26 protein-coding genes and 1 riboswitch are annotated in these 26106 nt (G+C 37.6%); of the genes, 2 read left to right on the top strand and 24 right to left on the bottom strand.

The window, feature by feature from the left end; translation table 11 throughout:
• Nucleotides 1-28: 28 nt before the first annotated feature.
• The 6 genes from ACIPKN_RS21440 to ACIPKN_RS21465 all read right to left on the bottom strand — a co-directional run bounded on the left by ACIPKN_RS21440 (nt 29) and on the right by ACIPKN_RS21465 (nt 6398).
• A complete protein-coding gene (locus tag ACIPKN_RS21440) occupies nt 29-865 on the bottom strand; it encodes a putative RNA methyltransferase (protein ID WP_400939937.1) in 837 nt (278 codons plus the stop codon).
• Complete coding sequence (locus ACIPKN_RS21445; protein WP_400939940.1) at nt 865-2250, bottom strand: MATE family efflux transporter; 1386 nt, start codon at nt 2248-2250, stop codon at nt 865-867. Before ACIPKN_RS21445 ends, ACIPKN_RS21440 begins: the two co-directional genes overlap by 1 nt.
• Before the next feature lie 254 nt (nt 2251-2504).
• Nucleotides 2505-3272, bottom strand: a complete 768-nt coding sequence (locus tag ACIPKN_RS21450) for a tyrosine-protein phosphatase (protein WP_400939943.1) — start codon at nt 3270-3272, stop codon at nt 2505-2507.
• A 470-nt stretch (nt 3273-3742) separates the two neighbouring features.
• Nucleotides 3743-4711: an ABC transporter substrate-binding protein gene (locus ACIPKN_RS21455; RefSeq protein ID WP_400939945.1), complete on the bottom strand. Its 969-nt coding sequence runs from the start codon at nt 4709-4711 to the stop codon at nt 3743-3745.
• The gene (locus ACIPKN_RS21460; RefSeq protein ID WP_400940122.1) at nt 4708-5256 is read right to left on the bottom strand and encodes an ATP:cob(I)alamin adenosyltransferase; all 549 of its coding nucleotides are present in this window, start codon (nt 5254-5256) and stop codon (nt 4708-4710) included. The genes ACIPKN_RS21455 and ACIPKN_RS21460 overlap by 4 nt, the downstream gene beginning before the upstream one ends.
• A gap of 199 nt (nt 5257-5455) precedes the next feature.
• Nucleotides 5456-5659: riboswitch (cobalamin riboswitch) on the bottom strand.
• A 190-nt stretch (nt 5660-5849) separates the two neighbouring features.
• The gene (locus tag ACIPKN_RS21465; RefSeq protein ID WP_400939947.1) at nt 5850-6398 is read right to left on the bottom strand and encodes a hypothetical protein; all 549 of its coding nucleotides are present in this window, start codon (nt 6396-6398) and stop codon (nt 5850-5852) included.
• A gap of 216 nt (nt 6399-6614) precedes the next feature.
• On the opposite strand from ACIPKN_RS21465, the gene ACIPKN_RS21470 reads away from it, so the two are divergent.
• Nucleotides 6615-6824: a hypothetical protein gene (locus tag ACIPKN_RS21470; protein WP_400939950.1), complete on the top strand. Its 210-nt coding sequence runs from the start codon at nt 6615-6617 to the stop codon at nt 6822-6824.
• Between the two features lie 111 nt (nt 6825-6935).
• On the opposite strand, the gene ACIPKN_RS21475 is transcribed toward ACIPKN_RS21470, so the two are convergent.
• The 18 genes from ACIPKN_RS21475 to ACIPKN_RS21560 all read right to left on the bottom strand — a co-directional run bounded on the left by ACIPKN_RS21475 (nt 6936) and on the right by ACIPKN_RS21560 (nt 24711).
• Nucleotides 6936-8129: a C40 family peptidase gene (locus ACIPKN_RS21475; RefSeq protein ID WP_427494806.1), complete on the bottom strand. Its 1194-nt coding sequence runs from the start codon at nt 8127-8129 to the stop codon at nt 6936-6938.
• 467 nt (nt 8130-8596) lie between these two features.
• On the bottom strand, nt 8597-10585 hold the full coding sequence (locus ACIPKN_RS21480; protein WP_400939955.1) for an ABC1 kinase family protein: 1989 nt from the start codon (nt 10583-10585) through the stop codon (nt 8597-8599).
• Nucleotides 10586-11052: 467 nt separating this feature from the next.
• Nucleotides 11053-12003 carry a c-type cytochrome gene (locus ACIPKN_RS21485; RefSeq protein ID WP_400939957.1) on the bottom strand — a complete coding sequence of 317 codons (951 nt, stop codon included), beginning with the start codon at nt 12001-12003 and terminating at the stop codon, nt 11053-11055.
• Between the two features lie 279 nt (nt 12004-12282).
• Nucleotides 12283-12987 (bottom strand): DsbA family oxidoreductase, encoded by a 705-nt coding sequence (locus tag ACIPKN_RS21490; protein ID WP_400939960.1) that lies wholly within the window; start codon nt 12985-12987, stop codon nt 12283-12285.
• 13 nt (nt 12988-13000) lie between these two features.
• Complete coding sequence (locus ACIPKN_RS21495; protein ID WP_400939962.1) at nt 13001-13777, bottom strand: sulfite exporter TauE/SafE family protein; 777 nt, start codon at nt 13775-13777, stop codon at nt 13001-13003.
• A gap of 104 nt (nt 13778-13881) precedes the next feature.
• Nucleotides 13882-14109: a sulfurtransferase TusA family protein gene (locus ACIPKN_RS21500; protein ID WP_400940125.1), complete on the bottom strand. Its 228-nt coding sequence runs from the start codon at nt 14107-14109 to the stop codon at nt 13882-13884.
• A 158-nt stretch (nt 14110-14267) separates the two neighbouring features.
• Nucleotides 14268-15395, bottom strand: a complete 1128-nt coding sequence (locus tag ACIPKN_RS21505) for an MBL fold metallo-hydrolase (RefSeq protein ID WP_400939964.1) — start codon at nt 15393-15395, stop codon at nt 14268-14270.
• 82 nt (nt 15396-15477) lie between these two features.
• Entirely contained in the window at nt 15478-15873 is a 396-nt protein-coding gene (locus ACIPKN_RS21510) for a DsrE/DsrF/DrsH-like family protein (protein WP_400939967.1), read from the bottom strand.
• A 12-nt stretch (nt 15874-15885) separates the two neighbouring features.
• On the bottom strand, nt 15886-16440 hold the full coding sequence (locus ACIPKN_RS21515) for a sulfurtransferase TusA family protein (protein WP_400939969.1): 555 nt from the start codon (nt 16438-16440) through the stop codon (nt 15886-15888).
• 78 nt (nt 16441-16518) lie between these two features.
• Complete coding sequence (locus ACIPKN_RS21520) at nt 16519-16815, bottom strand: rhodanese-like domain-containing protein (protein ID WP_400939972.1); 297 nt, start codon at nt 16813-16815, stop codon at nt 16519-16521.
• A gap of 12 nt (nt 16816-16827) precedes the next feature.
• A complete protein-coding gene (locus tag ACIPKN_RS21525; RefSeq protein ID WP_400939975.1) occupies nt 16828-17169 on the bottom strand; it encodes a rhodanese-like domain-containing protein in 342 nt (113 codons plus the stop codon).
• A gap of 42 nt (nt 17170-17211) precedes the next feature.
• Nucleotides 17212-17472: a metal-sensitive transcriptional regulator gene (locus ACIPKN_RS21530; RefSeq protein ID WP_400939978.1), complete on the bottom strand. Its 261-nt coding sequence runs from the start codon at nt 17470-17472 to the stop codon at nt 17212-17214.
• Between the two features lie 259 nt (nt 17473-17731).
• Entirely contained in the window at nt 17732-17956 is a 225-nt protein-coding gene (locus ACIPKN_RS21535) for a sulfurtransferase TusA family protein (protein ID WP_132361421.1), read from the bottom strand.
• Nucleotides 17957-17976: 20 nt separating this feature from the next.
• Entirely contained in the window at nt 17977-19038 is a 1062-nt protein-coding gene (locus tag ACIPKN_RS21540; protein WP_142508589.1) for a YeeE/YedE family protein, read from the bottom strand.
• A gap of 696 nt (nt 19039-19734) precedes the next feature.
• Nucleotides 19735-20787, bottom strand: coding sequence for an LLM class flavin-dependent oxidoreductase (locus ACIPKN_RS21545; RefSeq protein WP_400939980.1), 1053 nt, complete (start codon nt 20785-20787; stop codon nt 19735-19737).
• 16 nt (nt 20788-20803) lie between these two features.
• Nucleotides 20804-21847 carry an LLM class flavin-dependent oxidoreductase gene (locus ACIPKN_RS21550; protein WP_400939983.1) on the bottom strand — a complete coding sequence of 348 codons (1044 nt, stop codon included), beginning with the start codon at nt 21845-21847 and terminating at the stop codon, nt 20804-20806.
• Nucleotides 21848-21863: 16 nt separating this feature from the next.
• The gene (locus tag ACIPKN_RS21555; RefSeq protein ID WP_400939986.1) at nt 21864-23279 is read right to left on the bottom strand and encodes a 4-hydroxyphenylacetate 3-hydroxylase N-terminal domain-containing protein; all 1416 of its coding nucleotides are present in this window, start codon (nt 23277-23279) and stop codon (nt 21864-21866) included.
• Nucleotides 23242-24711: a 4-hydroxyphenylacetate 3-hydroxylase family protein gene (locus ACIPKN_RS21560; protein ID WP_400939988.1), complete on the bottom strand. Its 1470-nt coding sequence runs from the start codon at nt 24709-24711 to the stop codon at nt 23242-23244. Before ACIPKN_RS21560 ends, ACIPKN_RS21555 begins: the two co-directional genes overlap by 38 nt.
• 531 nt (nt 24712-25242) lie before the next feature.
• Here ACIPKN_RS21560 and ACIPKN_RS21565 point away from each other — a divergent pair.
• Nucleotides 25243-26067 (top strand): MetQ/NlpA family ABC transporter substrate-binding protein, encoded by an 825-nt coding sequence (locus ACIPKN_RS21565; protein WP_400939991.1) that lies wholly within the window; start codon nt 25243-25245, stop codon nt 26065-26067.
• Nucleotides 26068-26106: the final 39 nt, after the last annotated feature.

Below are 26106 nucleotides of genomic sequence, written 5' to 3' on the forward strand. Positions count from 1 at the left end.
CAGTATATCGCAATTGCATGTGAAATAACTAGACTCTTCCCACTAATACATCAACATCAATCGTAATTTCAGTTAACCGGATATTGACTCCTTCTTTTTTATGCCAGCCCATCGGTGTCATTTCAAGCAGTGCTGGTACAAGCTCTGTAGCTAGTGGTACCGTATACGTAATACGTTCTACATAAACATCGGCAAAGCTTTCTTTAAAGCGAGCAACGATTTGTTCATTCGAATAGGACTCTTTAGTAGAATCCGCATATAATTGTGATCGAAGCTCATGTAAGTACCCGCTTTGAGGTACAACCTTAACAACACAACCATTCTCGGTTAATAAACGTTTAAACTCTTCGTAATTGGCAGGCGATAAAATATTTAATATGGCATCGAAGCTTGATTTTGCAAATGGACTTTTCGCTAAATCACCAACACACCAAATTTGCTCTGGATAATGTCGGGATGCAGCAAGTATGCCTTCTTTCGCTATATCAATACCTATGCCAATACTGTTACCTTTTTTATCTTTCATAATACGGGCTAAATGCGAACCCTCACCACACCCTGTATCAAGCACGGTTTCTGCACTTGCAATTAGCTCTCTGATTTTTTCTTCTATTAAATCATAGATGCCACTATCAATAACCGCTTTTCGAGATTCAAAGAGGTCTTTACTGTACTTAGAAATCGCACCATGTGTCAGCATATTGACGTAGCCCTGCTTGGCAATATCAAACGAATGATTTGAGGAACATACTAATCTCCCTTGCTCAAATACACTCATTGACTCCTGACAAATTGGACAAGCAAAAAGTGTTATATTTTTATCCATTAAGGCTGCCCCTGCAGCTCTTTTAGAAAGTGCTCCCATTAATTCGCCTCCTGTTGTTCTGTAGGTGAAACAAGTGCAAAACGCTCCCACTTACGACTTCTCCATCTAAAGTATACAATAATGGCTCGCATCCATTCATCTGCTGAAATCGCTAGCCAAATACCTACTAACCCCCAATGTAAAACGAATACGAACAAGTACCCGAGTGGAAGACTCATACATACCATTGATAAGAAACCGATTTTCACCGGGAATCTTGCATCCCCTGAGGCACGCAACGAGTTAATAACAACAATATTCATTGTACGCCCTGTTTCAAGTAGAATGCTTAATGCTAAGACAGATGCTCCGATAGCTATTATCTCTGAATTATCAGTGAAAACGTGCATAAGTTGCTTACGGAATATCGTCACAACTACAACCATAGTTATCGTAAAGGCAAAAGCTGCTCGTACACTTAACCAAAGCTGATGATAAGCTTGATCTTTTTTACCAGCACCGACATTTCGCCCAATAATTATAGCTGTGCCCGTCCCGATTGCAATCGCAAATAAATATGTAAACATCGAAATATTCATAGCATATTGTCTTGCAGCAAGTGTCTCTGAGCCTGAATACGTTGCATAATAAAGGAAGACAATCTGACAAAACTGATAAAGCACCTGCTCAAATGCTGACGGTAAGCCTATATTTAATATTTTTCGAACATATTCCTTTGAATACTCGAAATAATACTCTAGCTTTACTCTTACTTCCATGACTTGATACAACAGCCAGAAAAACACAAGAACCGCTAATCCCCGACTTACAACCGAGGAAATTGCCGCTCCTTTTACACCTAACTCCGGTAATCCTAGGTTACCAAAGATTAAACCGTAGTTTAATACAACGTGTAACACATTCATACCTAGTGATACATACATCGTTTGCTTTGTCCATCCATGTACACGGATAATCGCTGCTAATGCATTTATAATTGCCTGTAAAAATATAAAGCTTCCTATGATCACTAAATAGCTTTGGGCATATTTAAGCACTTCCCCTTGCAAGTTCATCATGGTCATTAAATGACTCGAAAAGAAGAAAAATAAGACACTCATCATTAGTCCAACGATCAAATTCATCGTTACTGCTAAAGCGGAAATTTTCGCAGCTTCAAAAAAGCGCCTTGAACCTAAGTATTGAGATACAACAATGGAAGCACCATTACCAACTACTTCAAGTATTAAAATTGCAATATGAATATACTGATTGGCTGCACCAACCCCTGATACTGCATTATCTGATAAAGCACTGAGCATAAAAGTATCGGCTAGTCCCATTAACATAAATAAAAATACTTCTAAAAATATCGGCCACGTTAAATGGAACAAGCTTAACTTACTTGTCTCTTTTAAATCACTTTCTCTTACTGTATCTGACAATTTCAACTTCTCCTATACGCTTCATAAAGATTTTACGTGCGGTTAATTTTCCCGCTACCAATTTTGTGATGAGAGTTTTGTACCTAACGCTTCGCTTTCGGTACAGTTAAATGACTACTCGTTACAGCGGGATAAAAATATATAGTATCTTATCATAGATTTTTAAGGTGTAAAGAGTTTTTATAATGAAATATTGTAAAGCTAGTATAATACGTAAAAACCCCTCTCACAATTTTATGCGAAAGGGTTTCATATCATATTAAGTAATGATCCTGCAATTGCTTACGTTTTTCTGTTGTTAAACCAAACTCTTGCTCTAAAAAAGTGGTCTTAGAGCCATATCGGTTATCCATTGCATCAAATGCCGCTTGTAAATAGTCCTCACGGGCCGACATTAAAGCATAAAATTGCTGCAATTCTTGATCGCTATAACCTGGCTGAATTTTCTGAGCCATTCGTTCTACTAAGGGACGTAGATGTACATTTGTATCTAAATAGTCCTCCATAATTGTTTCCTCAGGTACATCTAAAGCAAGTAAAATAAGTGCGCTACCAATACCTGTTCGATCCTTTCCGACCGCACAATGATGAACAAGCCCTAAATTTTCAGGATGCTGAATCGTTGCTATTAACTTTTTAAACGAGTCATTATTAAAAGGCATTTGCACATAAAACTCTCGGAACATCTCTAGGCTTACAACCTTATAAAAATCTTTTCCACCAGTGTTTGTAGGCATCTCAAAAGCATGATTTCCCTTTGCTGGTATTTGAAGATACTCGGCATATGGGAATACCGGATTAGGATTATTTTGAGCCTCATGGTCGTCTCGATAATCAAAAATTGTTTTCACACCAAGCGTTTTAAATAGCTCCTTATCTGCATTCGTCATTTTACCAAGTGCTGCTGAACGATAAATCAAACCATTCTTAACGGCACGTCCATCTCTCGACTTATAACCACCCATATCACGAAAATTATAAACTGCTTCAAACGGAACAATCTTCATATCAAACTGTTTCACTCACTGCACCTCTCTCTGTTAGCAAGCATTCTTACTTCTATATTATAAAACAATCCGATATAATACAATTTTCAGACTAGGAAATGTCATACACTACTTCAAAAGCGATGAGGGGATTTAAGCGATGCTTTATTGAATAGGAGAATATGGCCGTATTACCTAATCACTTTTCATCATAGCGGAGCAGTTATCCACCTCACCTGTTCACTTTTTCATCATAATGGAGCAGTTATCCACCTCACCTGTTCACTTTTTCATCATAGTGGAGCAGTTATCCACCTCACCTGTTCACTTTTTCATCATAGCGGAGCAGTTATCCACCTCATCTGTTTACTTTTTCATTATAGTGGAGCAGTTATCCACTTCACCTAATCACTTTTTCATCATAGCGAAGCAGTTATCCACCTTATCCAATCATCAAAAAAGCTGCCCATAAAGGACAGCTTCAAAATACACTTTTTCAATATAAACTATTTAAATAACTCAGGGTATACTGCTTTTGCGATTAATTCAACTGCTTCGCCAATACGCGGACCTGGACGATTTGAAATATCAGTATCTATAGAATAAACCGCTTTATTTTGAATAGCAGTGATTGAATTCCATCCATCACGAGAAAGAATTTCTGCCGCTGGGTCTTTCACATAGTTTACTGTTGTTAAAATGACATCTGGATTTTTCGCAATAATATCTTCCTCAGATACCTTTACCCAGCTTTTAAGGTCAGCAAAAACGTTGTTAACATTTGCAGCATTTAAAATTTCTTGTTGGAATGTACCAGAACCAGCTGTATAGATGTCTGGCTTTGGACTAATTTCTAAATAGATATTTTTTGGTTCTTTCACATCTTTAACTTTCGCTTGGACATCTGCAATTTTACCTTTAATATCTTCATTTAACTTGTCGCCTTTATCTTTGATGCCCATAACCGTTGCGACTTGTTCGATATCCCCGTAAACATCATCAAATGATTTAGCTGATTGAATGGCAAACACTTTAATACCCGCATCCTCAAGGCCTTTTAATGCATTTAAATTTTCTTCATCTTTGCCTCCAGTTGTATAGGCAATAACGACATCTGGCTTTAGAGCTAAAATACGCTCGCTATTGAATGTTGTAGAAGTAGAAACACGCTCAATTTTTTGCGCTTCTTCTGGATACGTATCATACTCAGTTGCACCTACGATTTTATCGCCAACGCCTAGCGCAAATAAAATCTCTGTATTACTCGGTTGTAATGAAACAATAGTTTTAGGTACTGCATCAAACTCTACTTCTACACCACGGTCATCCTTAACTTTATAGCTAGTAGTTTTCTCAACTTGTTGATCTTCCTTAGAAACAGTTTCTTTTTTTGTATCCTCTTTCGTGCCGCAGCCAACTAATACGAGGGCCAGCATCAACAGAGAAAGCCATTGTAGCTTAAACATTTTCTTCATTTCATTGATTCTCCTTTTTTCTTTTTCATCGGGTATGACTTACTAATAAACGGTATTTCAGCAATACCAGCATGCTGATTCATATAGACAGCCATTACAAAAAAGACATTGGCTAGCAATCCTAAATAATCAAAGAGAATAGCAGGTACTTCCCGTTCTTCAGATACTTTGTGCAAAACACGATATGATTTTTTCGCCTCACTACGGCATACATGTAATGCAGTAGCGGCCTCTGTCCCTTGAGGTAATACAAAGTTTTGTATTTCATCCTGAACATGACTAACATAGAAATCATAGCGATCACTTAGCCAAGTCAAATCATCTTCGGTTACCGCCAATTTACCTCGTACTGACCCATTTACATGGTAAGCCATTGGTAAAATGGCTAGTAAATCATCTGATACTACCTCCACTGTTTCCTTTTTTACCGCCGCCAAAGCGACGCCAATATGTGTTGTAAGGCTATCTGTTCGAATTTCAAAATCTACCGTTGATGCCTTTTCACGCATAAATGGATAACAAGAATAACGTGCATCTTTTTTCAAATCTAAGTCCCCGCTTTCCTTCGTGAAAAATTCTACTTTATTCACACCTTCTTAGGATTTCTTCCGGTGAAAGATAAGTGTACATAAAAAAACGTTGTTCCCATTCCTAAGGAAACAACGAAAATAACATAAATAGTGTCATATAGACACAACATAGCCTATGTAATTGCCGCATATTCTCCTAGCTTCCGAAGAGTTATCATACGTTCAAACAAAGGTCGGTCTCCTGGCTTGTACAGTTCACTACATTCAATCATGTCGTGCGTCATAAACCTTCCCATCAGATCATTCGACAGTGGTATATCTTTATGATTCCTGTACTTACAGTTGCGGAAACAGCTTCGGTTTTTCACCGAATTCCCGATTATGCTATAGTTCAGCACCCTTATTCTGCAAGAATTATTCACTTGTTAAGCAGTTTATCATAGATTAATAGGAAAAAATAGATGTGGAATTAGAATAAACAAATACGATGGGTAAAGATCATGCAGGTATCACCATATGCACGTGCAGGTATTATATTTCATAGATCGATATTATAAAAGCTATCTCTCAACGAAAGCATTTGCGTAAAAACAGCTATTTTACATCTTTTAACGGATGGCATTCTTATATTTCTTTTTGCATTTACCATCTTCTTCTTCTTCAATCAATCGCTGTGCAATCTCTAGTAGTTTCGGGTCTTTCGTTTCATCGAATAGCTTTTTAAAAGATACAATAATATCATAGCGTATCGATGTCGGGTGCTTTTCGTCTAAGCATATTTGAAATCTTTTAGCCAAATATGACACGACTAAATCTCTTTGTACCTGCCCTGCTAAACCTATTTTCCAAATCGCCTGCAAAGTATGCCTAGCAGTTTCTATTTTTTCATCATACGTTACTGCCCAAATCTTTAAGAAGTCCTCTAATACTCTTTCTTCAGGATCACTTTTTGCTGCCAATGCGCATAAAAATTGTGCAGCACTTGCACGTACATGTCCATTTCTATATGTAAGAGCTTGAACAAGTTGTTCCCAAACTGAATATGTCCAATCAACTGGTTCCTGCATAATTTTCATTAATTCTTCGTATGATTTGTATTGAATATCAAGGTCACGCTCTGTTAAATTACTAAAAAGTTGCAAAATCTCTTTTTCCATGATTCATCCCTACCTTTATGAACGCAAAAATGACAAACTTGTAAGTATTGTAATAATTTCTATCATTCGTTACTTTATTACTACGAAACTAAAGTCACAAACAGTTTAACTATATTTCAAAATTATCAGAAATGAGTATCAATATGCAAGAAAACAATTCTTTCGGCTATAAAGACACATTTTACATGTTAGCTTTATAATTGGAATTAGCCTTCTATGAATCCAGCGAAATACGCTATAACGATGACAATCATTATATGGATAATTGATGCTATACCTTACATCGGCTCTATTTTCATTTTAGTAACAGGTAATATTGTAGTAAATATATCTACTTATGTAAATTTATTCATCTTAGATGCTATTTTACTCATTATTCATCGAGTAGTCGAGCCTAAATTAATGGATCTATATCTGGCTGTATGATTTTTACTCGGAGGGCCTTAAATACCGTCAAATAAAAAAAAGGTCATCTTTGTAATTTTTTTTACAAGGATGACCTTTTCGCTATTTAAATCGTCTATATAATAGTAGGGCTTATTGAATACGACCGAAGCCTACTAAATATTGATTCCACCAATCAAGTGATTCAATGACAACACCTTTATTTTGAGCATCAATCATCGTGTTATTTCCTAAGTAAATACCTACATGCGCTATGCCTGAACCATAGCTGAAGAATACTAGGTCACCTACACGTGCTTCACTTGCTGAAATACGTTGTGTTGCTAAATATTGTTGTGATGCTGTACGTGGTAAAGATACGCCTGCTTGTTTGTAAGACCATTGTACAAGACCTGAACAGTCAAATCCTGTTGATGGGTTGCTGCCGCCCCAAACATAGCTACGGCCTAAGAATTGCTTTGCAGTTGAAATTGCATCACCTGAAGATGCAGTACCTGAACCAGAACCAACAACGACTTTTTGTGGTGATTTTTCATTGTTCGCTTTACCACTATTGTTAGCATTGCTAGTATTACTGTTACTAGTATTATCGTTAACGTTGTTATTTGTTGCTTGTACTACTGGAGTAGCTGCTTGAAGTGCACGTAAACGAGCTGCTTCTTCCTCTGCTGCTTTACGTTCTGCTTCTAAACGTTCTTCTTCTTGTTTCGTTGCAATTTGTGCCTTTAACGCAAGAGATTTCGCTTCATTTTCAGCTTTTTTCACTTCCATTTCGCTTTCCTTTTGTTGAAGCTCTTGGAATTGCTTTTGAAGCTCTTTTTGTTTTTCATCTAATGTTGCTTTTTGTTTCTCTAAGTTAGCCTTATCCGCTTCTTGTTGATCTACTAAATCTTGGTCAGCATCCATTAATGTTTTTACCGCTACGACACGGTCCATTAAATCTGCAAAGCTTTTTGCTTCAAGAACAGCATTTAAATAAACGCCCACAGTATTATCTTGAGCTTGGTATGCAGCCATACGATCATTTAAAATCGCTGAACGTTGCTCAATACGTTTTTTAGTATCTACAATATCTGCATCCACTTCTTTAATATCTGCTTGTACTTTGTTAAATACTTTTACTTTTTCATCGATCTCTTTTTGTAGTTTAGTTAATTCTTCTTGTAGCTTTTTAACCTCTGTATCTATTTTAGCTTTCTTATCAATCATTTGTTGAGATGTTTCTTCCGCGTGCACTACGGTTGGTTGAACTGTATTAAATAATAAGCCGCCAGCTAGTGCTAATGCTAGCACCATCGACTTACGCCATTTATTGCGCTTACCCACGTTATTCTTTCCCTTCACTAGTCAATTTCGCTCTTAGTATTTTAATGTAATCACTGGAACGATTGTTTTATTTCTCTTATATTTTATTAGCCTTTTAAAGTTTAGCATTATTAGCATAACTTTTATACTATTTCACGGCTTTTTAATCGTTTAGTAAAACTCGCAACATTCTTGTAATATTCATGTAAATTCTATTAAATTCTACAAAACTACGTTTTATTCTACATAACAACGTTTTTAACTACTTTACCATTAGACCCAATTTCTGTTTTGTAATGTTTTTGTAATATTTCACGAGAACATTTATCCATTATGGCTCGACATAATTGCATCCGGAATCTGCTGAAAGAAGTTAAAATAAAAAAGGTAAGGGAGCATTTCCCCTACCTCATCTTGTCGCAAAAGAATAGATATAAATAATGTGTTTCAATAAACAAAGATTGATTTCCACTCCAAGCTGGTGCTTCCTATTGCCTCATAGAACGTAGCGCTTGGATAGAAAGGCGTACCAAAAGAATGGCACATAAAAACAATCCCAAGTATGCAGCTGTATTTAAGTAAACAGCGTACGCTTCACGAATAAATTGCGAGATTGCTAAAAGTGCTACAGAAATAATCCCAAAGGTAATACCTACGAGAAGTAAGACTAAACGGGAAAACAAATTTGTAATAAAACGAGCATTATCCTCATCCGAAAAAACATCGTGATGTAACGTAATTTTTCCGCTCTCCACCCGTTGAATGAGCTGATTAACTCGTCTTGGCATTTTGTGCAATGCCGGAATAAGCATTGCTAATTCTTCTTGTAAACGTTCCTTCGTTGCCATCGGTTCTTTAAATGGCTTAAGGAAGGATGCTCGCATATATGCAGATGAAAAATCTTTCGCTTCCGTGAAAATATCAAAATTCGGGTCAATTACCCGTAATGTCCCTTCCAATGTTACTAATGAACGCAGCGCTAAACCTACTGCTGGATAGAAAGTAAGACCGAAATCACGAACAACCGTAAATAACGCATGTATTAATTCTTCTGTCGGAATTCGATCCACGTAAGAAATTTTCAAGAGAATTTGATCAATTGCTTGCTCTATTTTTGCACGATCTGCATGATCTGCATTTTCAACCAATAACGTTATGCCGTCAAATAAAGTATTTGAATCACTTAGATGAATCCCCATTAAAATTAGCTTTAAGCCTTCTTGTTGTGTAGCTCCCAAACGACCAACAGCCCCAAAATCAAGAAGGATCGGTGTGCCATCCGTCTCATCAATCTGAATATTTCCCGGATGTGGATCCGCATGAAATATACCCGAAACAAGCATCTGTTCAATGAAAGAACATAAAACAGTCCGCGCAAACTGTCTACGATCATTTTCTAATCGATTAAATTCAGCCGCAGCATTTGCAACGCTTTTTCCCCGTACATATTCCATGACGATAATATTTTCATTACAATATTCTGTATAGATTTTAGGAATTTTCACCTTATAATCGCTTTTTGTAAGAGCATTCGTCACCTGCAATGTATTACGAGCTTCAATATCTAAATGAATTTCCTCACGTAACCCATCGCCAAATCCTTTAGCTAGCTCTCGAAACCCAAGCGACTCAGCCCATGTAGATTTGTTTGAAAGCCAATTGGCAAATTCCTCTAAAATATCGAGATCGTCTCGCATGATTCCCTTCACTTCTGGACGTAGTAGCTTCACCACGACTTCATCAAAATTTTTCAATCGTGCCTTATGTACTTGTCCAATAGATGCTGCCGCAATAGGCTCCATTTGAAAGCTTGCAAATATTTCATTCATAGGCTTAGGAAGTGAATCTTCTAAAATTTGGGTTACTTGCTCTGACGATAAAGACTTCACATTATGTTGTAGCTTCTCTAACTCGTCAATAAAAATAGGCGAAAACAGTTCCTTACGAGTAGAAAGTACCTGACCAAATTTAATAAATATCCCACCACATTGCTCCAAAGTAATCCTTAAAGCAATAGCAAGCTCCTTTTCATTTTCTCGTTGCCTTGCGTATTTAATCGTTTGAACAACGCCATTTGTCACTGCTATTTTTAACACCTGACGCAAACGCTTTTGCTGTCGCCAGTAACTACGAAGGCGCAATAATAAATTTTTTTTGCCATTCCGACGATCTCTAGCTGTCATACCACTTGGATCAAAAAGCTCAAAAACGAGATAGAGCAGCATCGAAATTAGTAGCATGCAGCCAATCCAAACAAGTGTACTGACCTCTGTCACTGTTTGCATCATTGGCTCGTATAAAAAATCTGTATGACGTAAATAGGTATACCAATAAACAAAGGACGTAAGCGTCACACTAATAACTACAGAAAGAACCCTACGTATAAAATTAATATTTGAACCAATTAATCGACCACTTACAAAGTAAATAAGTACTGATACAACAATGAGTTCGATTAAAAATTTCAAAAAAATCAACAGCGTCACCTCCGATGCTACTTCCTAATACTGCTAGTATAACAAATTAAGACCTGTACTTCTTTTCATGTATAGAACGGTTGACCCGAGAAATAGTTCTTTAATAAAGGATATGGTTTTGAGCGGCTTTCGCACAGAAAACATCTGCTGCGCTCCAGGGTCTCGGGCCAACACGATGTTGGTCACGAAGGCGTTATCACAGGACGTGATGCTTTTAGCCTTCGTTCCTTTATTGCTGATCCCCAAGGAGTCCCCAGTCTCCACTCCAATCAACTTATATAATGTCATCCATAATTTTTTGGATAAGCAGAAAATCTGTAATAATTATTAAATATAGAAAGTGCACATATACAGCCTCAAGATGTAGATTTCCATCTTTAGATAAAAAAATACCTTTAGACATAAATTATCTAAAGGTAGATGAAACGAATATTATTTCTACTCGCAAGGGATGTTCTCTCTTCATTTTAGTTAGCAGAAAGTATTTGCTCCCAATTTATTGTGCCATTTTTAACTTGTTCCCGTTTTTCTTTATTCATAACATCATTAGGACGTTCGCCTTTTGGCCAATCTTTATCGTGATTTGCCCATTCAGGTCGATCCTGCGATAAGATAAAGGCTGCTAAATCAGCGGCATTTTGATCTGTCAAAGTACCTGCTGCACCAATCGGCATATTATGTTTGATGTAGCCAGCCATTTTCGACATTCTCGCCATACCCGCTCCATCATTGAATGAGTTTTTACCCCATAATGCCGGACCTGTATTAGCACCAGTACCTGAGCCATCAGCTGCGTGACAAGTAATACAAGACTGGGCATATACTTCTTCACCATTCGTAACATTCGGTATAGGAATGTTCTTCAAAGTACTTGTACCTACCCATTCACGCTCTGCCCCAATAGGTACACCTTCTGAAATATAGGCGAAGTATGAGACCATCGCTTCTAACTCTTTACTATTCATATCAAATTTCTTTCCGTTCATACTGCGAACCATACAACCGTTAATACGCTCCTCAATCGTTACAATATCACCTGAGCGTGCAATATATTGAGGATAATTCGCCATAACACCTACCAATGACGAAACTTGCTCATCATAACCCGCACCCGCATGACAGCTTGTGCAAGACAACTGATTCCCAACATATTTTTCTGCAGCAACATGTGTATTATTTACAAGCTCATAGCCGTATAATATTGCTTCCCTCATAGGTCCATCTGGTACTTCTTCAATACTTGGTGGCGCATAGACAACTGACTGAGCAGCCGCTGTCGTTGGTATTTTTGTTTGTACAGCAGTTTCTTTACTTTCTCCTTTAGCATCCCCTAAAATTTTGTCGCTAATGACTGCCCCCACAAAAAGTGTACCTGCTAACAGTACTGTCCCCGCTACTCCTGCTACTATAGGTTTCATCTACAATACCCCCCTTTGTATAATCACCTATATTTTAGCAAAGTAGCATGTTTTTCGATGTGATTTTCCTCACACCTTACGTAAATAGAACCATTTAGAGGATAAAGTTATGAATTCTTTTGTTCTATAACACATCAAACGAGACTTAATACCTCTCGCAGTATGCACTTTTTCCTAATCAATTTCACCTTGGCGTAATTACCGCTTTCGCACAGTAAAAATTGCTGAATGAAGATAAAAATGCCGAGTACAGATTACGCCCGGCATTTTAGTGTTCTCTTATAATTTACATTCACCATCAGCACAAATAGCTTCACCATCACCTATCATCTTTAATACCGGCTGAATACCCGCTATCTCTGCAGCTTGATGTAACGTCCGTACAAAAACATCAGTTGGCTCTGCACCTTTAATACCGTAACGATTTTCGAAAACAAAGAACGGAACACTTTGTACACCTAGTTGTTGGGCATCATATCGATCTTTGTCTAAAGCTTCACCGAAGTCAGTTGATGCCAGAATACCCTTTGCTATTTCGACATCTAAGTTTAAAGTTTCTATGACTTTTAACAGGAACATATCGTCGTTTAAGTCTTTTCCTTCCGTAAAATATCCACTCATAAGCTCTTCCGTATAGACCGACTCTTTACCAAACTGTCGTGTCCATTTTGCTAATCGATGAGCTTTTTCCGTATGCGCCGTTTTCATATTTTCAAAATTGTAATGCAATCCAACCTCTTCGGCCCGCTTTGCTATACCCTTAGTAATTTCCTTCACTTCTTCTATCGAGGAGTCAAATTTTTCAGCCTTATCCTCATATACAGTTGGTGCATCCTCCTTAGGCGTATCTGGCCCAATTTGATATGCTTTATATTCAATTTCTACCTGCCCTGAATAACCCGCTAAGCCAATAGCACGTTCCAATTCTTTTTTGCCAATATAGCAGAACGGACATGTAAAATCCGAGAAAATCTCAATTTTCATTTACTACAGCCCCCTACAATATATCCATCCAAATTTTAATGGCAGTTGCTAAAATGAGCACCGCTAAAATAGCTTGCAAAACTTTTGTATTTAATTTTTTCCCTGCTTTTGCACCTAATGGAGCTGCTATTAGGCTTGCTACAATCATAATGAATGCAGGATAATAATCAACTTGTCCCGTCATCAATTTTCCAATTGTACCGCCTATTGAGGATATAAAAGTAATAGCAAGGCTTGTAGCGATTGTCATACGTGTTGGTATGCCTAATACTACTAGCATGATAGGTACTAACAAAAAGCCACCAGCTGCCCCAACAATTCCCGATCCAATACCAACAACGAATGCTAATATGGCCGCTATCGGTTTATTGAACGTTACCTCATCCAACGGCTTATCGTCAATTTGTTTCTTAGGAATAAACATCATCACTGCAGCAATCAACGCCAATACACCATAAACGACGTTAACCCCTTCTTCAGATAAAAATTGGGAGCCATAACTACCAACGAAGCTTCCTGTTAATATGGCACCACCCATATAAATAATCAGTGATTTATTTAAATAACCACCTTTACGATATGCCCATACCCCAGCAATAGAGGCAAAAAACACTTGTACCGCACTAATCCCCGATACCTCATGTGCTGAAAATGCTGCAAAACCAAGTAAAGGCGGGATATATAATAACATTGGATATTTTATAATCGATCCGCCAATGCCTAGCATTCCCGATACATATGAACCTACAAAGCCAATCAAAAATATTGTAATAATCCATGCTAAATCCATCTTTTTTCCTTCTTTCTGGTTACTTGCGCCTTAATGGCATTGTCATATCAATTGAAAGGAGGGTTGTTCTAAACTTCTAATAGAAGAGACAACCCTCACCAGTTTTAAGCTTTTTGAATATAGAATGTAATGACACCAGCGTCTTCAGCTTTGTCTAAAATCATATGACCGCCAGCTTTTGCCCAAGCAGGGATATCCGCTAAAGCTCCCTTATCCGTTACTTGAACCTCTAAAATTTCACCCGGAGCCAATGTATCTATCGCTTTTTTTGTTTTCACTATAGGCATTGGACAAGATAAACCCTTTGCATCTAGTTGTAAGTTTGATTTCATATTTTTCTCCTTTGGAACAGCAAACGTTGTAAGCGATTTTGCCGGTTCTATTTGTTTTTTCACGAATTTACGAAGGATGAGCGCCTTCGCTTCGCGGTATTTACATGCTATAACCATGCATGCGTACTCATTGCATTTAACCATTTTTTATAAACGGACTATCGAACTGCGCAGCGATTTGGACCAATTTCCATCTCTGTCTGCTCATCCTGCGTCGGAGTAACCTTACCCATATTTACTTGACGAATTTCTTGATATGCATTTGGCTGTGGAGGCAAATGCTCTGTAACAACACTTCGGAATTCAGCTTCATCTTTAATATTTAAGCCATGATTTTCGGCAAATAATTGTCCAAGATGTTTTGCCACAGTTCCATCTTCATTTAGTTCATCAATAATCATAAAGTGAGCCGGTAAAACAATTAAATCATCCGATAATTCTCTGTATCGTTTGTAAAGTGTTTCACGTAAATCACCAACCCAATCTTCTGCTAGACCCGCTAAATCAGGGCGTCCAATTGAATCAATAAACAAAATATCTCCAGTTAATAAATACTTGTTGTCCACAACAAAGGACGTTGAACCAATTGTATGACCAGGCGAATAAATCGCTCCTACGTCAATTTTTGAGGCGCCCACTTGTACAGTTGTGCCATCAAGTAAAGGTGTATAGTCAAACACAACCTCCTCTGCATCTTTTGGTGGTAAATAATACGTCGCACCAGTAGTAGCTGCTATATGTCGCCCACCAGAAATATGATCCGCATGCAAATGTGTATCGAACACATATTTAATTTTTACGTTTTTCTCTTCCGCAAAGCTTGTGAATGCGTCAGTAAAACGCACAGCATCGATAATTGCTGCTTCACCCTCAGAGATGACCATATAAGAAAGGCAACCCTTCCCTAAGCGTACAAACTGATAAAGCTCACCACCACCTGTTAAATTTCCAACTTTAATCGGTTCTAAATATTCACTCCACGTTTTCATTCCACCTTCTAAATAAGCGACCGTACGTCCTGCATCTGATAACATCTCAGCTACCATCAGCGATGATCCTTCTTTCGCACAAACGACTAATACATCTTTACCCGTTGGAATCTTCAATAAAATATCCTCCACGCCGTCTAATAGCTCAAAATACGGAATATTGAGGTATTCAAATTTATGGCCATCAATTTTCCAATCTTCGAACGCATCCGCATTTCGAACATCTAAAATAAATAGTTCTTCATTGTTTATTACTTTTTTCGCTACTTGTGCTGCGCTCCATTTTAGAACTGACACTATCGTTACCCCCTAAGGTATTATTTTATTGGTTTTTTTAGCGGAAAGGACTGTCCTCTCCGCTTGTATAGTTATAAATAAATTAGAATGTTAATGACGGTGCTGCATCTTTAGCAAACTCTAAAAATGTCACAGCTCCCCCAACCTCGATACCTTCAATAAAATCAGCTATCGTTAAACCCATTACATCCATCGTCATTTGACACGCAATCAATTTCACACCTAATTCTTGTGCCATTTCCACCAATTGTGGAATTGCTGGTACATTAACTTTAGCAAACCCTTCTGCAAAATGCTCCGCTCCAGCAGGCATAGGTAATGCATGCATCCCTTGTTTATGGATTAAATTTAATCCTTCGAATGTAAAGAAGATCGCTACTTCTTTCTCTGTAGCAGCCGCTGCCGTCGCAATATTGAATACTTTATACGCATCGAAAAGACCACCGTTACTTGCAATTATCGCTACTTTATTTGACATAATAAATTCCCCCTAAATATGTTTTGTTAAATGCCCCGTCCAGGAAGTCATCCCTGGAAGAACGTTAAATACCTTTGTAAAACCATGTGCCGCAAGCTTTTGAGCAGCTAAATCACTACGCTTCCCAGTTCGACAAACGACATATATCTCTTGCAATTTATCAAGCTCAGAAAGGCGAGCTTCTAGTTCCCCCATCGGAATAGACTTTGCTCCCTCGATGTGACCAAAAGCAAACTCTACCCCCTCACGAACATCGAGAATAAGACCTTCTCTTTCCATAACCTCTTCTAACTCAATTGTCTGTTCAAATGTTCTCTCATCCATTGTGTCATCTGAGCATTTGCGAATATAATGTTTAAGCACACTCTCTTCTTCCACTGTCCCAATATATTGATGCCCCACAGATTCAGCCCATGCAGCAATATCTGCTTTCGAACCCTTATCTGTTGCTGATACTTCTAAAATTTGACCATCTACTAAATCAGCCATCGCCTTTTTCGTTTTAACAATCGGCATAGGACAAGAAAGCCCCTTGGCATCTAGCTGAAAATCTACCTTAATTCTCATAACTTCCTCCTTCATACCTATGCGGGTATTATTTTTGTTAAAAAAATATAGCAAGCGCTACAGGTTCCCCGCATCTCCTTACTGTACTTCACCATCCCAAGCAAGCATACCACCAACCATATTGGATACATCGAAGCCTTGACTTTCTAAAAATTGAGTAGCACGACCACTACGGCCACCCGATCGACAAACTATAACATATGATTCATTTTTATTTAACTCATGCATACGAAATTCGAGTAAGCCAAGTGGGATATGATTAATTCCCGGAATGTGTCCTGACTCCACTTCATCCACTTCACGTACATCAATTAACTTTAGTGCCTGACCTTGTTCTAAAGCTTGTTGTACTTCCTTTGTTGAAATTTCCTTCATGCCATTCTCCTCCTAATATGCGCTCATGCCTCCACGGACATTTGTGACACGTTCAAATCCTTGTTTTTTTAATTGCTTACACGCCTGACTACTACGCATCCCACTTTGACAAATGACCACTAGCTCTTTATCTTTCGGTAATTTATCAAAACTCGAACCAAGTGGAATATTTTTAAATTGCGGGATATTTCGCCCCTTATATTCAGCCGGTGTACGTACATCGATAAAAACTTTATCTTTATCATTCAAAATACTTTTCAATTGCGCTGCCGAAATTGACTGCACCCCTTTCGTTGGCTTCATTCGCCAAACGAAAAACGCTATAACAACAGCAAGTAAAATCCATGTTCCCAAGTAACATTGCCTCCTTCCATATACTATTTAGGGTATATAAATTCATCTGCTTTTCACGACTAAATCCATCGCTTCTCGGATGGCTGTATTCACTTTTCCCGCATCCCCTTCAGCAGTCGTTACACAGTCCAATAAATTTTCACTAACAATTACTCCAATAGTCCGATCAACCGCAGAACGTACGGCAGATAGCTGCGTAATTACATCTTTACAGCTTTTTTCTTCTTCCATCATGCGTAAAATACCACGCAATTGACCTTCTATTCGCTTCACTCGATTAGCTGTTTTTGTACCGTAAGCCATACTATCACGCCTCCTTCCAAAACGATCGATTGAACTTGCTTACGTGATCCATATTATACCCCATTAGGTATAATGTCAACAAGCAAGCTCGAATTTTCCTTAATCATCGTTACAATGTCAGTTCCTTCTTGTATCAACGTTTTATCCATCCCTTTCAGGTTGTTCCCTTATTTTCTTATCTTTCAGTTACAAAAAAAAACGAGAAATCCGACGATTCTATCATCGAATTTCTCGCTTAATAGCGCATTGCTATGAAGACTTACTTCTTTTTAATAGTTATTGTCCAAGCAGCTTCGCCAACTTGTTCATACTCCGTCACCTCGTGCCCTTCTTCAGCAGCCCAACGAGGAATGGATTCGGTACCTTGTGTACAATCAAATTGCACTTCTAATTCATCGCCTGAATGTAAGTCTTTTATAGCTTCTTTTGCCTCCACTAAAGGAAATGGACAAACCATCCCCATTACTTCTAATGTTTTTTTCATATGAATATACACTCCTTTTTTTACGCTGTTATTACTTGCGCAGCTCGCTTAGCTTTTTTACTTGGTCGAACGAATACAAAGTAAGATGCTGTCCATGTACCTAAAATCATAAACCCTAATGAAATCCAGCCTTGCCAAGTCATCATCGCTGTCATCACCAATCCATTACCAATTGAGCAACCTCCTGCTAAACCAGCGCCGAATCCCATCAAAAGTCCACCACAAAAGCTGTTAATCGCCGTTTTTGTATCTGGAATACGGAATCTAAATTCACCACTCATTTTTGCTGCGAATAATGATCCTAAGAAAATCCCTAGTACTAGGAAAACGCCCCAGTTGATGAAATTTATTTGTCCAGTCACCAAAAATTGCAAAATATTAGCAGAAGGTGTTGTAACGCCTAACCCTCCTATGCGACCAGTAGCAACACTTAATGGCCATGCTAAAGTTGCAATCACGCCAATAATTGTTGCAGTTATAAATGGATGCCAACGTTTTTCAAATAAAATATGTGCTAATCCCGTTTTTTTCGGCTTTAACCCAGGGATTTTCAATCGAGGCTTCTTGAGCTCGCGGTATACGATATATGCTACAACTATTACAAAAATAGTTATAATCAACCAGTTGTTTACACCAATTGTCTCGGCAATAGAATTACTTTCAATGCTCGTTTCTTTAATAGTCTTATCCAATGGCAACAATACGCCTGATTTCACCATTGCTGCTACAAGCATATAACCAGCTAATGCAATCCAACTGCCAATTAGACCTTCTCCTGCCCGATACCAAGTCCCTGTTGCACAACCACCAGCAAAAATAATGCCAATTCCAAAAATAAATGAACCAACTATAACAGCTACGATCGGTAAAGAACCAGCACTAAATTCAAATACCTTCAAACTAATTAAGGTATATACACCTACACTTTGAATTGCTATCGCAATAAGTAATGCGTAAAACATACGATTATCTTTTGTCAAATACATATCGCGGAAGCCGCCAGTTAAGCAAAAACGACCACGTTGCATAACAAATCCAAGTAAAGCTCCACAAATAAGTCCTGTAATAATCATTTGACCCATCTACCATTCCCCTTTCAATACCAAGTATTCTTATAAGGTATATTACCACTTATTTTACTATGAATTCAATCACTTTTTTTCATAACTGTGAAAAATCTAATAACTTTTTATGCATATTCACACAAAAACCCTTGCTACAAGTGCAGATAGCTGCTTCTTATAACAAAGGTTCATCATTTGTTTATTTTGTTAATTGCATGGCTGAACCAAAGAATTCATAATGAATTTTTTCGTCTTTCACACCAATCTCATGTAAATCTTTAACTTCTTTCAGCTAATATTTTTGGATCACCAAAACGTGTGGTTGATTTCCGTTCCGACTGGGCGCTTTGTAGCTGCCGCTACGTTAACACTACGCTTTCGCACAGAAAACATCCGCTGCGCTGCAGGGTCTCGGGCCAACACGATGTTGGTCACGAAGGCGTTATCACAGGATGTGATGCTTTTAGCCTTCGATCCTCTATTGCTGATCCCCGAGGAGTCGCCCAGTTTCCACTCCAATCAACTATTTACATAGTAGAAGTTTTAACAAAAGTCATCCACAACTTTTGGTGATGAACCATATTTTTTTGTAAAGGTTTTTTATAATGACTGTTTTCAGTTTTTTTGCACCAAGGAATTGTACGCTCTGCACAAATAAAAGTTTGCTTTATTACACCCCCTTTTTTTGTATTTAACCTATAGAATTACAATGTTTTAAGGATTAAAAATACTGTGATCTAGTTTTGTACTAATATGTTTATGAAATTCAGGTAATTCTTTTAACGGTTCTTTAAAAGTAACTAGCACTTTTTCTATACCAATGCTACTTAATTTTTGTAATTTAGTAACTACCTCATCATAACTACCGATTAACCCTGTACGAAAACCTTCATTATTAGCTACAAAATCACTTAACTGAGTGGCATTTTTCCACATCCCTAACGTTTCTTTGCGATTCCGGAACTGCAAGATTGCTTCTTCATCGGCATGATCAATAATTGATTGCAATTCTCGGAACGCTTCTTCAGAAGTTTTACGGGCAATCACAAATGCATTAACAGCAAATTTTATCGTCCGCCCCATTCTTTTCGCAATTTCATTTACATTTTCAATTTGTTTTTGCAACTCTTCAATCGGAGCTCCGTTCATAAAATAAACATCACTGTGCACGCCTGCCATAACTTGAGCGTCCTCTGAATTACCACCTTGATAAATCGAAGGATATGGCTTTTGAATTGGTTTTGGTGTAAGCGTAGCATTTTTTATTGTATAGAAATCGCCCTCATAGCTAAAGTTGTCTTGTGACCAAAGACCTTTCAATACCTCTAAATACTCTGTTGAACGTCGATAGCGATCTTCATGGTTGATCCACTCAATACCAAAGGTTTCTTGTTCTTTTTTAAACCAGCCACTCACTAAATTAATATGAAATCTACCATTTGAAATGACGTCTATTGTTGAACCTATTTTGGCTAAAGTTGCTGGATGGATGAACCCAGGCAAAACAGCTGCTATAAAGTGAATATTTTTCGTTTCAGCAAATAATGCTGCTGCAAGCGTTAGGGCATCCAGCTGTCCTTCTTCAGCACTACCATTACCACCAATATTCCCCATATATCGAATCGGAAATAAAACAGCATTTATATTTAACTTTTCAGCTAATTTTATCAATGTTTTATTGTACTCAAAGCTTCCTTCTGTATTTTGCTCTATTCTAGAACGTAAAAATCCTCCTGCTAAATTTGAGCCCCAAATAACAAATTCCATTCAATGATCACTCCATTTATTCAAATAATGGCAATACCTTTTCTCCGAAAATTTCCGCTTCCTCTTTATGTGGGAAGCCTGATAAAATAAAGTGCGTTACACCGATATCAATATACGCTTGCAATCCTGCTTTTACTTGCTCTGACGTACCAACAATAGCCGTTCCTGCACCTTTTCGAATTTTACCTATACCAGCCCAACTGTATTGATCAAATCGCTCATTTTCAGCAGTAAGAACGTTCATTCTTTTTTGAGCCACTGAATCTACCGTTTCATAATATTGATTCAGATTCGATTGTACAGGGTTTTCAATTTTACTAATAATGTTATAAGCAGCATCCCAAGCCTCTTGTTCTGTATCACGTACAACTATATGAATTCGAATACCGTACTCTAATCGACGATTATACTTTTTAGCTCGACTTTCAACATTTTGAATTTGCTCCTGAATACTTGCTATAGGCTCTCCCCATTGCAAATAAACATCTGCAGCTTTTGCAGCTATTTCCTTAGCCACATCGGAAGAACCTCCAAAATAAATAGGAATACCACTTTCTTGATAAAGAGTAGGAATCAACTTTCCTTCAGTTACCTTAAAAAACTCGCCATCATAATGAAATGATTCTTCTTGCCAGGTTTCTTTCACTACAGTTAAAAATTCATCTGTACGTTCATAGCGTTGTTGATGTGATAAATAGTCACCGTCTTGCGCTAGCTCTTTTTCTGAACCGCCCGTTACAACATTGACCAACACTCTTCCCTTCGAAAATTGATCTAAAGTCGCTGCCATTTTAGATGCAACTGTCGGTGAAACAAAGCCTGGTCTAAATGCAATTAACGGCTTTATATGCTTTGTCTGATGAATGATAGCAGACCCTACGAGCCATGAATCTAAATAAGGAATACCAGTAGGAATCAAAATCCCTTCAAATCCTGCTTTTTCTGCCGTTTGAGCTACATCTACTAAATACTCAAAAGTTGGCTCTCTTTCAGGCTGCTTTAACCCTAAATACCTTCCGTCTCCACTTGTAGGAGCAAACCAATAAAAATGTGGTTTCATCGTTCTCTCTCCTTACCTAATTAAATTCTTCAACTAGCTTTAACAATCGATCCTTTTCACTATAGTTTTGATATTGCGCTGCAAAGGTACGAACAGGATCACCTGAATAAAAACGTTCATATAATTCGTGACGCGCCCCAAGCTGACTACCTATTAAATCCCAAGCTAGTTTAATAAATTTGGTTCTTGCAAATGCACTTGTATGTGTACCTCCATAATACGCCTGTAACTTGTCACCTATTGGCCCATTGATTTCTTCAATAGTAGACGGCACTTGCAATAATCCGCTTGCTCCAATTTGCTGTAATATTTCCAAAGCACGTGGATAATAACGTGTACCTAAATTTCGGGCAGTCGTTAAAAATCGTCGTTTAGGTAGATAAATTCCATTATGTTCGATAGCTTCATATTCAGCCGCAATTAATAAACCCTTTATAGTTTCTAACTGTATGATTAACTCACTTAACTTCTCTTTTACATGTAAAAACTCCGTCGCTCCAGCTGTTTCCGCTAGTTCGTTGCCAATTGCTACTACCGATTCTAATTTACTAATTAGGCGTACAACCGTTTGATGCTGACTTAACAAAGATGATGCCGTTTCAGTTCGTAGCTTCCAAGCTAATTCAGGATCTTCTGCTACCAACACCCTTTCCCAAGGGATTAGAACATTATCAAAAATTAAGACAGCATCCATTTCATCAAAACGAGAGCTTAAAGGGTGGTTGTGTGAATCAGTGGAAGCAAACGATTCTCGACATACCATATGTAACCCTTGAGCTGCGGTTGGAACATAAAATACATTTGCCATTGGTGCTTCCTCTAACCCTCGCTTATGATAAGAGGTTATGAGCAGTTCATCTACATATGGTGCTGCTGTAGCAATTGTTTTGGCACCGCTCACAAAAATACCTTCTTCATTTTTAGTAACTACACGTAATTTCCCATGCTCTATCTCTTCAGCAGATCTAGAACGGTTTTTTTGCGGGTCATGTGCTGCTACCGTTGATAATAAATCTAAATCACGTGCCGCTGTGTATAGTTTTTCAAGCTTTGTTGCAATGCCTGGTGACCAAACATCTAATTGTTGTCTACTTGCATACCAACCTACTAACTGCGAACGAGAATATTCGGATAAGCGGCTCATTACGCCAAATGTTTCATCTGCCCAGCATTTATAAGCTAAACTTTTCCTTTTCAAATCATCGATTGATGTTGGCACTAAAAAAGATAAATGGGCATTTGTACCTTCTGCCGTTTCATACGTTAAAATCGATTTTGTCGGCTCCACGGTTTGTAAATATAATAAATGCTGGATTGTACGAACAGTCCCTTTAAAGGATTGATGGTTTTCTAAATTATTAACAATCCCTCCATCTAACCAAACTGTTCGCCCATTATTCAACCTCCGCAAATATGGAATCTGCGTATTCATCTTCATTTACCTCCCTTTCAATTAAATTATCCAAAAAATGGTTTAACTTATTTTTCAAATAGGATTTATCGTAAGTTTCATACTGCAAGGCATGAACACGAATTGGATCACCTGTATAAAACCGTTCGTATAAATCATGACGTGAGCCGAGTTGACTGCCAATAAGTTCCCACCCAATTCTAAATAGCTTTTCTTTTGTTCGTGCATCTACCTTTGCCCCTTTATAGTACTTAGAAAACAATGGGAATAATTCATGATTTTCTAGAATCGGAGATGACGATAATTGAATAAAGCCTCCTGCACCAATCTCCTTTAAAATATCTAGAGCACGGCCATAGAAATGTGTACCTAAATTTCTTGCTGTTTGTAGTGGCGTAATATTAGGTAAATAAACATTCTGCTCATTTAGATGCCCTTCTTTTTCTGATGAAATTAATAAAGCTTCAATACTATCAATTTGTGTATAAAGCTCCCCTATTTTTTCCTGAACATGTAAAAAGTAATCTGCACCAATTGATTGAGCTATTGCCGTTGTAACTCCAGCAGCAAATTCTAATTTTGATAGTAAACGAACCACAGTTTGATGCTGCGCTAGTGCATCGAGTTGCTGATGCCGATGTGCTTTCAACACGCCCTCAGGTGAACCCTTAATAAGCACCCTATTCCACGGAATTAAAACATCGTCAAATAATAAAACAGCGTCCATTTCATCGAATCTTGAACTTAATTTATGATGCTCTTTATTTGAAGCAAATGATTCTCGACAAACTATTTGTAGCCCAGGTAAATTTAATGGCACAATAAACATATTTGCTTGCGCGATTTGATTTGATGATAATTTTTGCGGAGAGGTGACAATGACATCATGTGCATAAGGAGCACCAGTCGCAATCATTTTAGCCCCTCGTACAACTACCCCCTCCTTGGTCTCCCGTATAATACGCAATAATGCATCTTCATCTTGCTCTTCTGCTGGTTTCGAACGATCAATTTGAGGATCCAAAATTGCAGTAGTAACAATTCGCCGTTCATCTCTAGCTAGCTCATAATATTTCGTTATTTTTTCAACGAATCCAACATCATATTGCGCAAACTGTTGACGATCCAAATAGTATCCGGTAATTAGAGAATTAGCATAATCTGATAAACGACTCATCACTCCATAGGTTTTATTCGACCATAGAGCAAATGCTTTTTTACGCTTTATTAAATCCTCATAGCTACGCGGAATATAAAATGCACTATGAACAAATCGATTACTTTTTGGACTTTTAAAACCTGCAATGCTTTGATTGTTCTCATCATCTAGAAGTGCTAATAAATTTGTGATAGTCTCTAATGTTCCCGTAAAGGCTGGATGAGTTGTTACGTCCACTTTTACTCCGTCCAGCCACACACTTCTTCCATCTTTCAAACTTCCACTAAAAGACATTTATTATCTCCAACTCCTTTTCATGAACACAAAAAACTCCCACCAAATCTCCTGCGCAAATCTTCGCTTAAGACATCAATGAGAGCTCCATTTTTATGGTCACTATGAGTATTTTTTATGGCTAAAAAGCATAATCGGAGCTTTTAGTTCTAAAACCAAAGCTCCGATTTTTTCAGTCGCCACATTATATAAATTAATTTACATATTAAACCAAACAAAACCGATAAGTCAAGTATATTTTAAAAAATCAATTAATCAATTATGCCTCGGCATAATTGCATCCGCCGCATTCATCTCACTACCTTTAGAAGTTGTTACCTTTCGCTACCATAACACTTGCTGAAGGAAGTTAAAAACTTATTGATTTATAAAAATACGTTTGCTATAATCCTACTAATCCAATTGGTATAAAATGATTACTGACCGGAATCACCGGAGGCGTGTAAACAATTGTCGTTTACGCGTTTTTTTATTGCTTATATTTAGTAGTAAGTGTCAATATTACTTTTTTAGATAACGGAGGATAAAATAATGAAAAAATTTCTTTTCCTTTTGCTATTGATATCAATGTTAGGAGCTTGTAATTCAAACGGAACTGCACAAGAAACATCAAATAAAACAATTAAAATAGGTTTTACACCCGGTCCATACAGCGACCAATTTCAACTTGGCATTGCACCGATACTAAAAAAAAAGGGATACACAATTGAAACAATTGAATTCAGTAATATCGTCCAGCCTAATATCGCTTTAGGTGATGGCTCAATTGATGCTAATATTTTTCAGCACACTGCCTATTTAGAAAACTTTAAAAAAGAGAAGCATTTAGATTTGACAGAAATACTTAAAGTTCCTACTGCACCAATGGGGGTCTATTCAGATCGTTTTGATTCTATCGACAGTTTTAAAAAAAATAAAGAATATACAGTAGCAATTCCTAATGATCCAGCTAATATTGCACGTGCTCTACGAATCTTAGACGATCTTGGATGGATTGAACTAAAAGAAGGTTATTCACCTACTACAGTGAGTAAACAAGATATCACGAAATACGTATACACTATTGATTTCGTTGAAATGGAGCAAGCACAATTGCCACGTTCACTGTCTGACGTAGATTTTGCACTTGTAAACGGTAACTTTATTTTGTCCTCTGGAAGAAAACTATCATCGACCTTGGCATTGGAGAACCCAACCTTCGAATACCAAAACCTATTAGCAGTTCGCACTGAGGATAAAGATGAAAAATTTGTAAATGATTTAATTGAAGCATATCATTCGGCAGATTTTCAAAAATTTATTGAATCTAATAAAGACTACGAAGGATTTCACCGACCAGATTATTTTAAAGACTAATTTTTTATAAAATAAAAAGATGACGTGCTTTTAAATAAG

This window comes from Lysinibacillus sp. NPDC086135 (genome assembly GCF_044746345.1).
Taxonomy (GTDB): Bacteria; Bacillota; Bacilli; order Bacillales_A; family Planococcaceae; genus Lysinibacillus.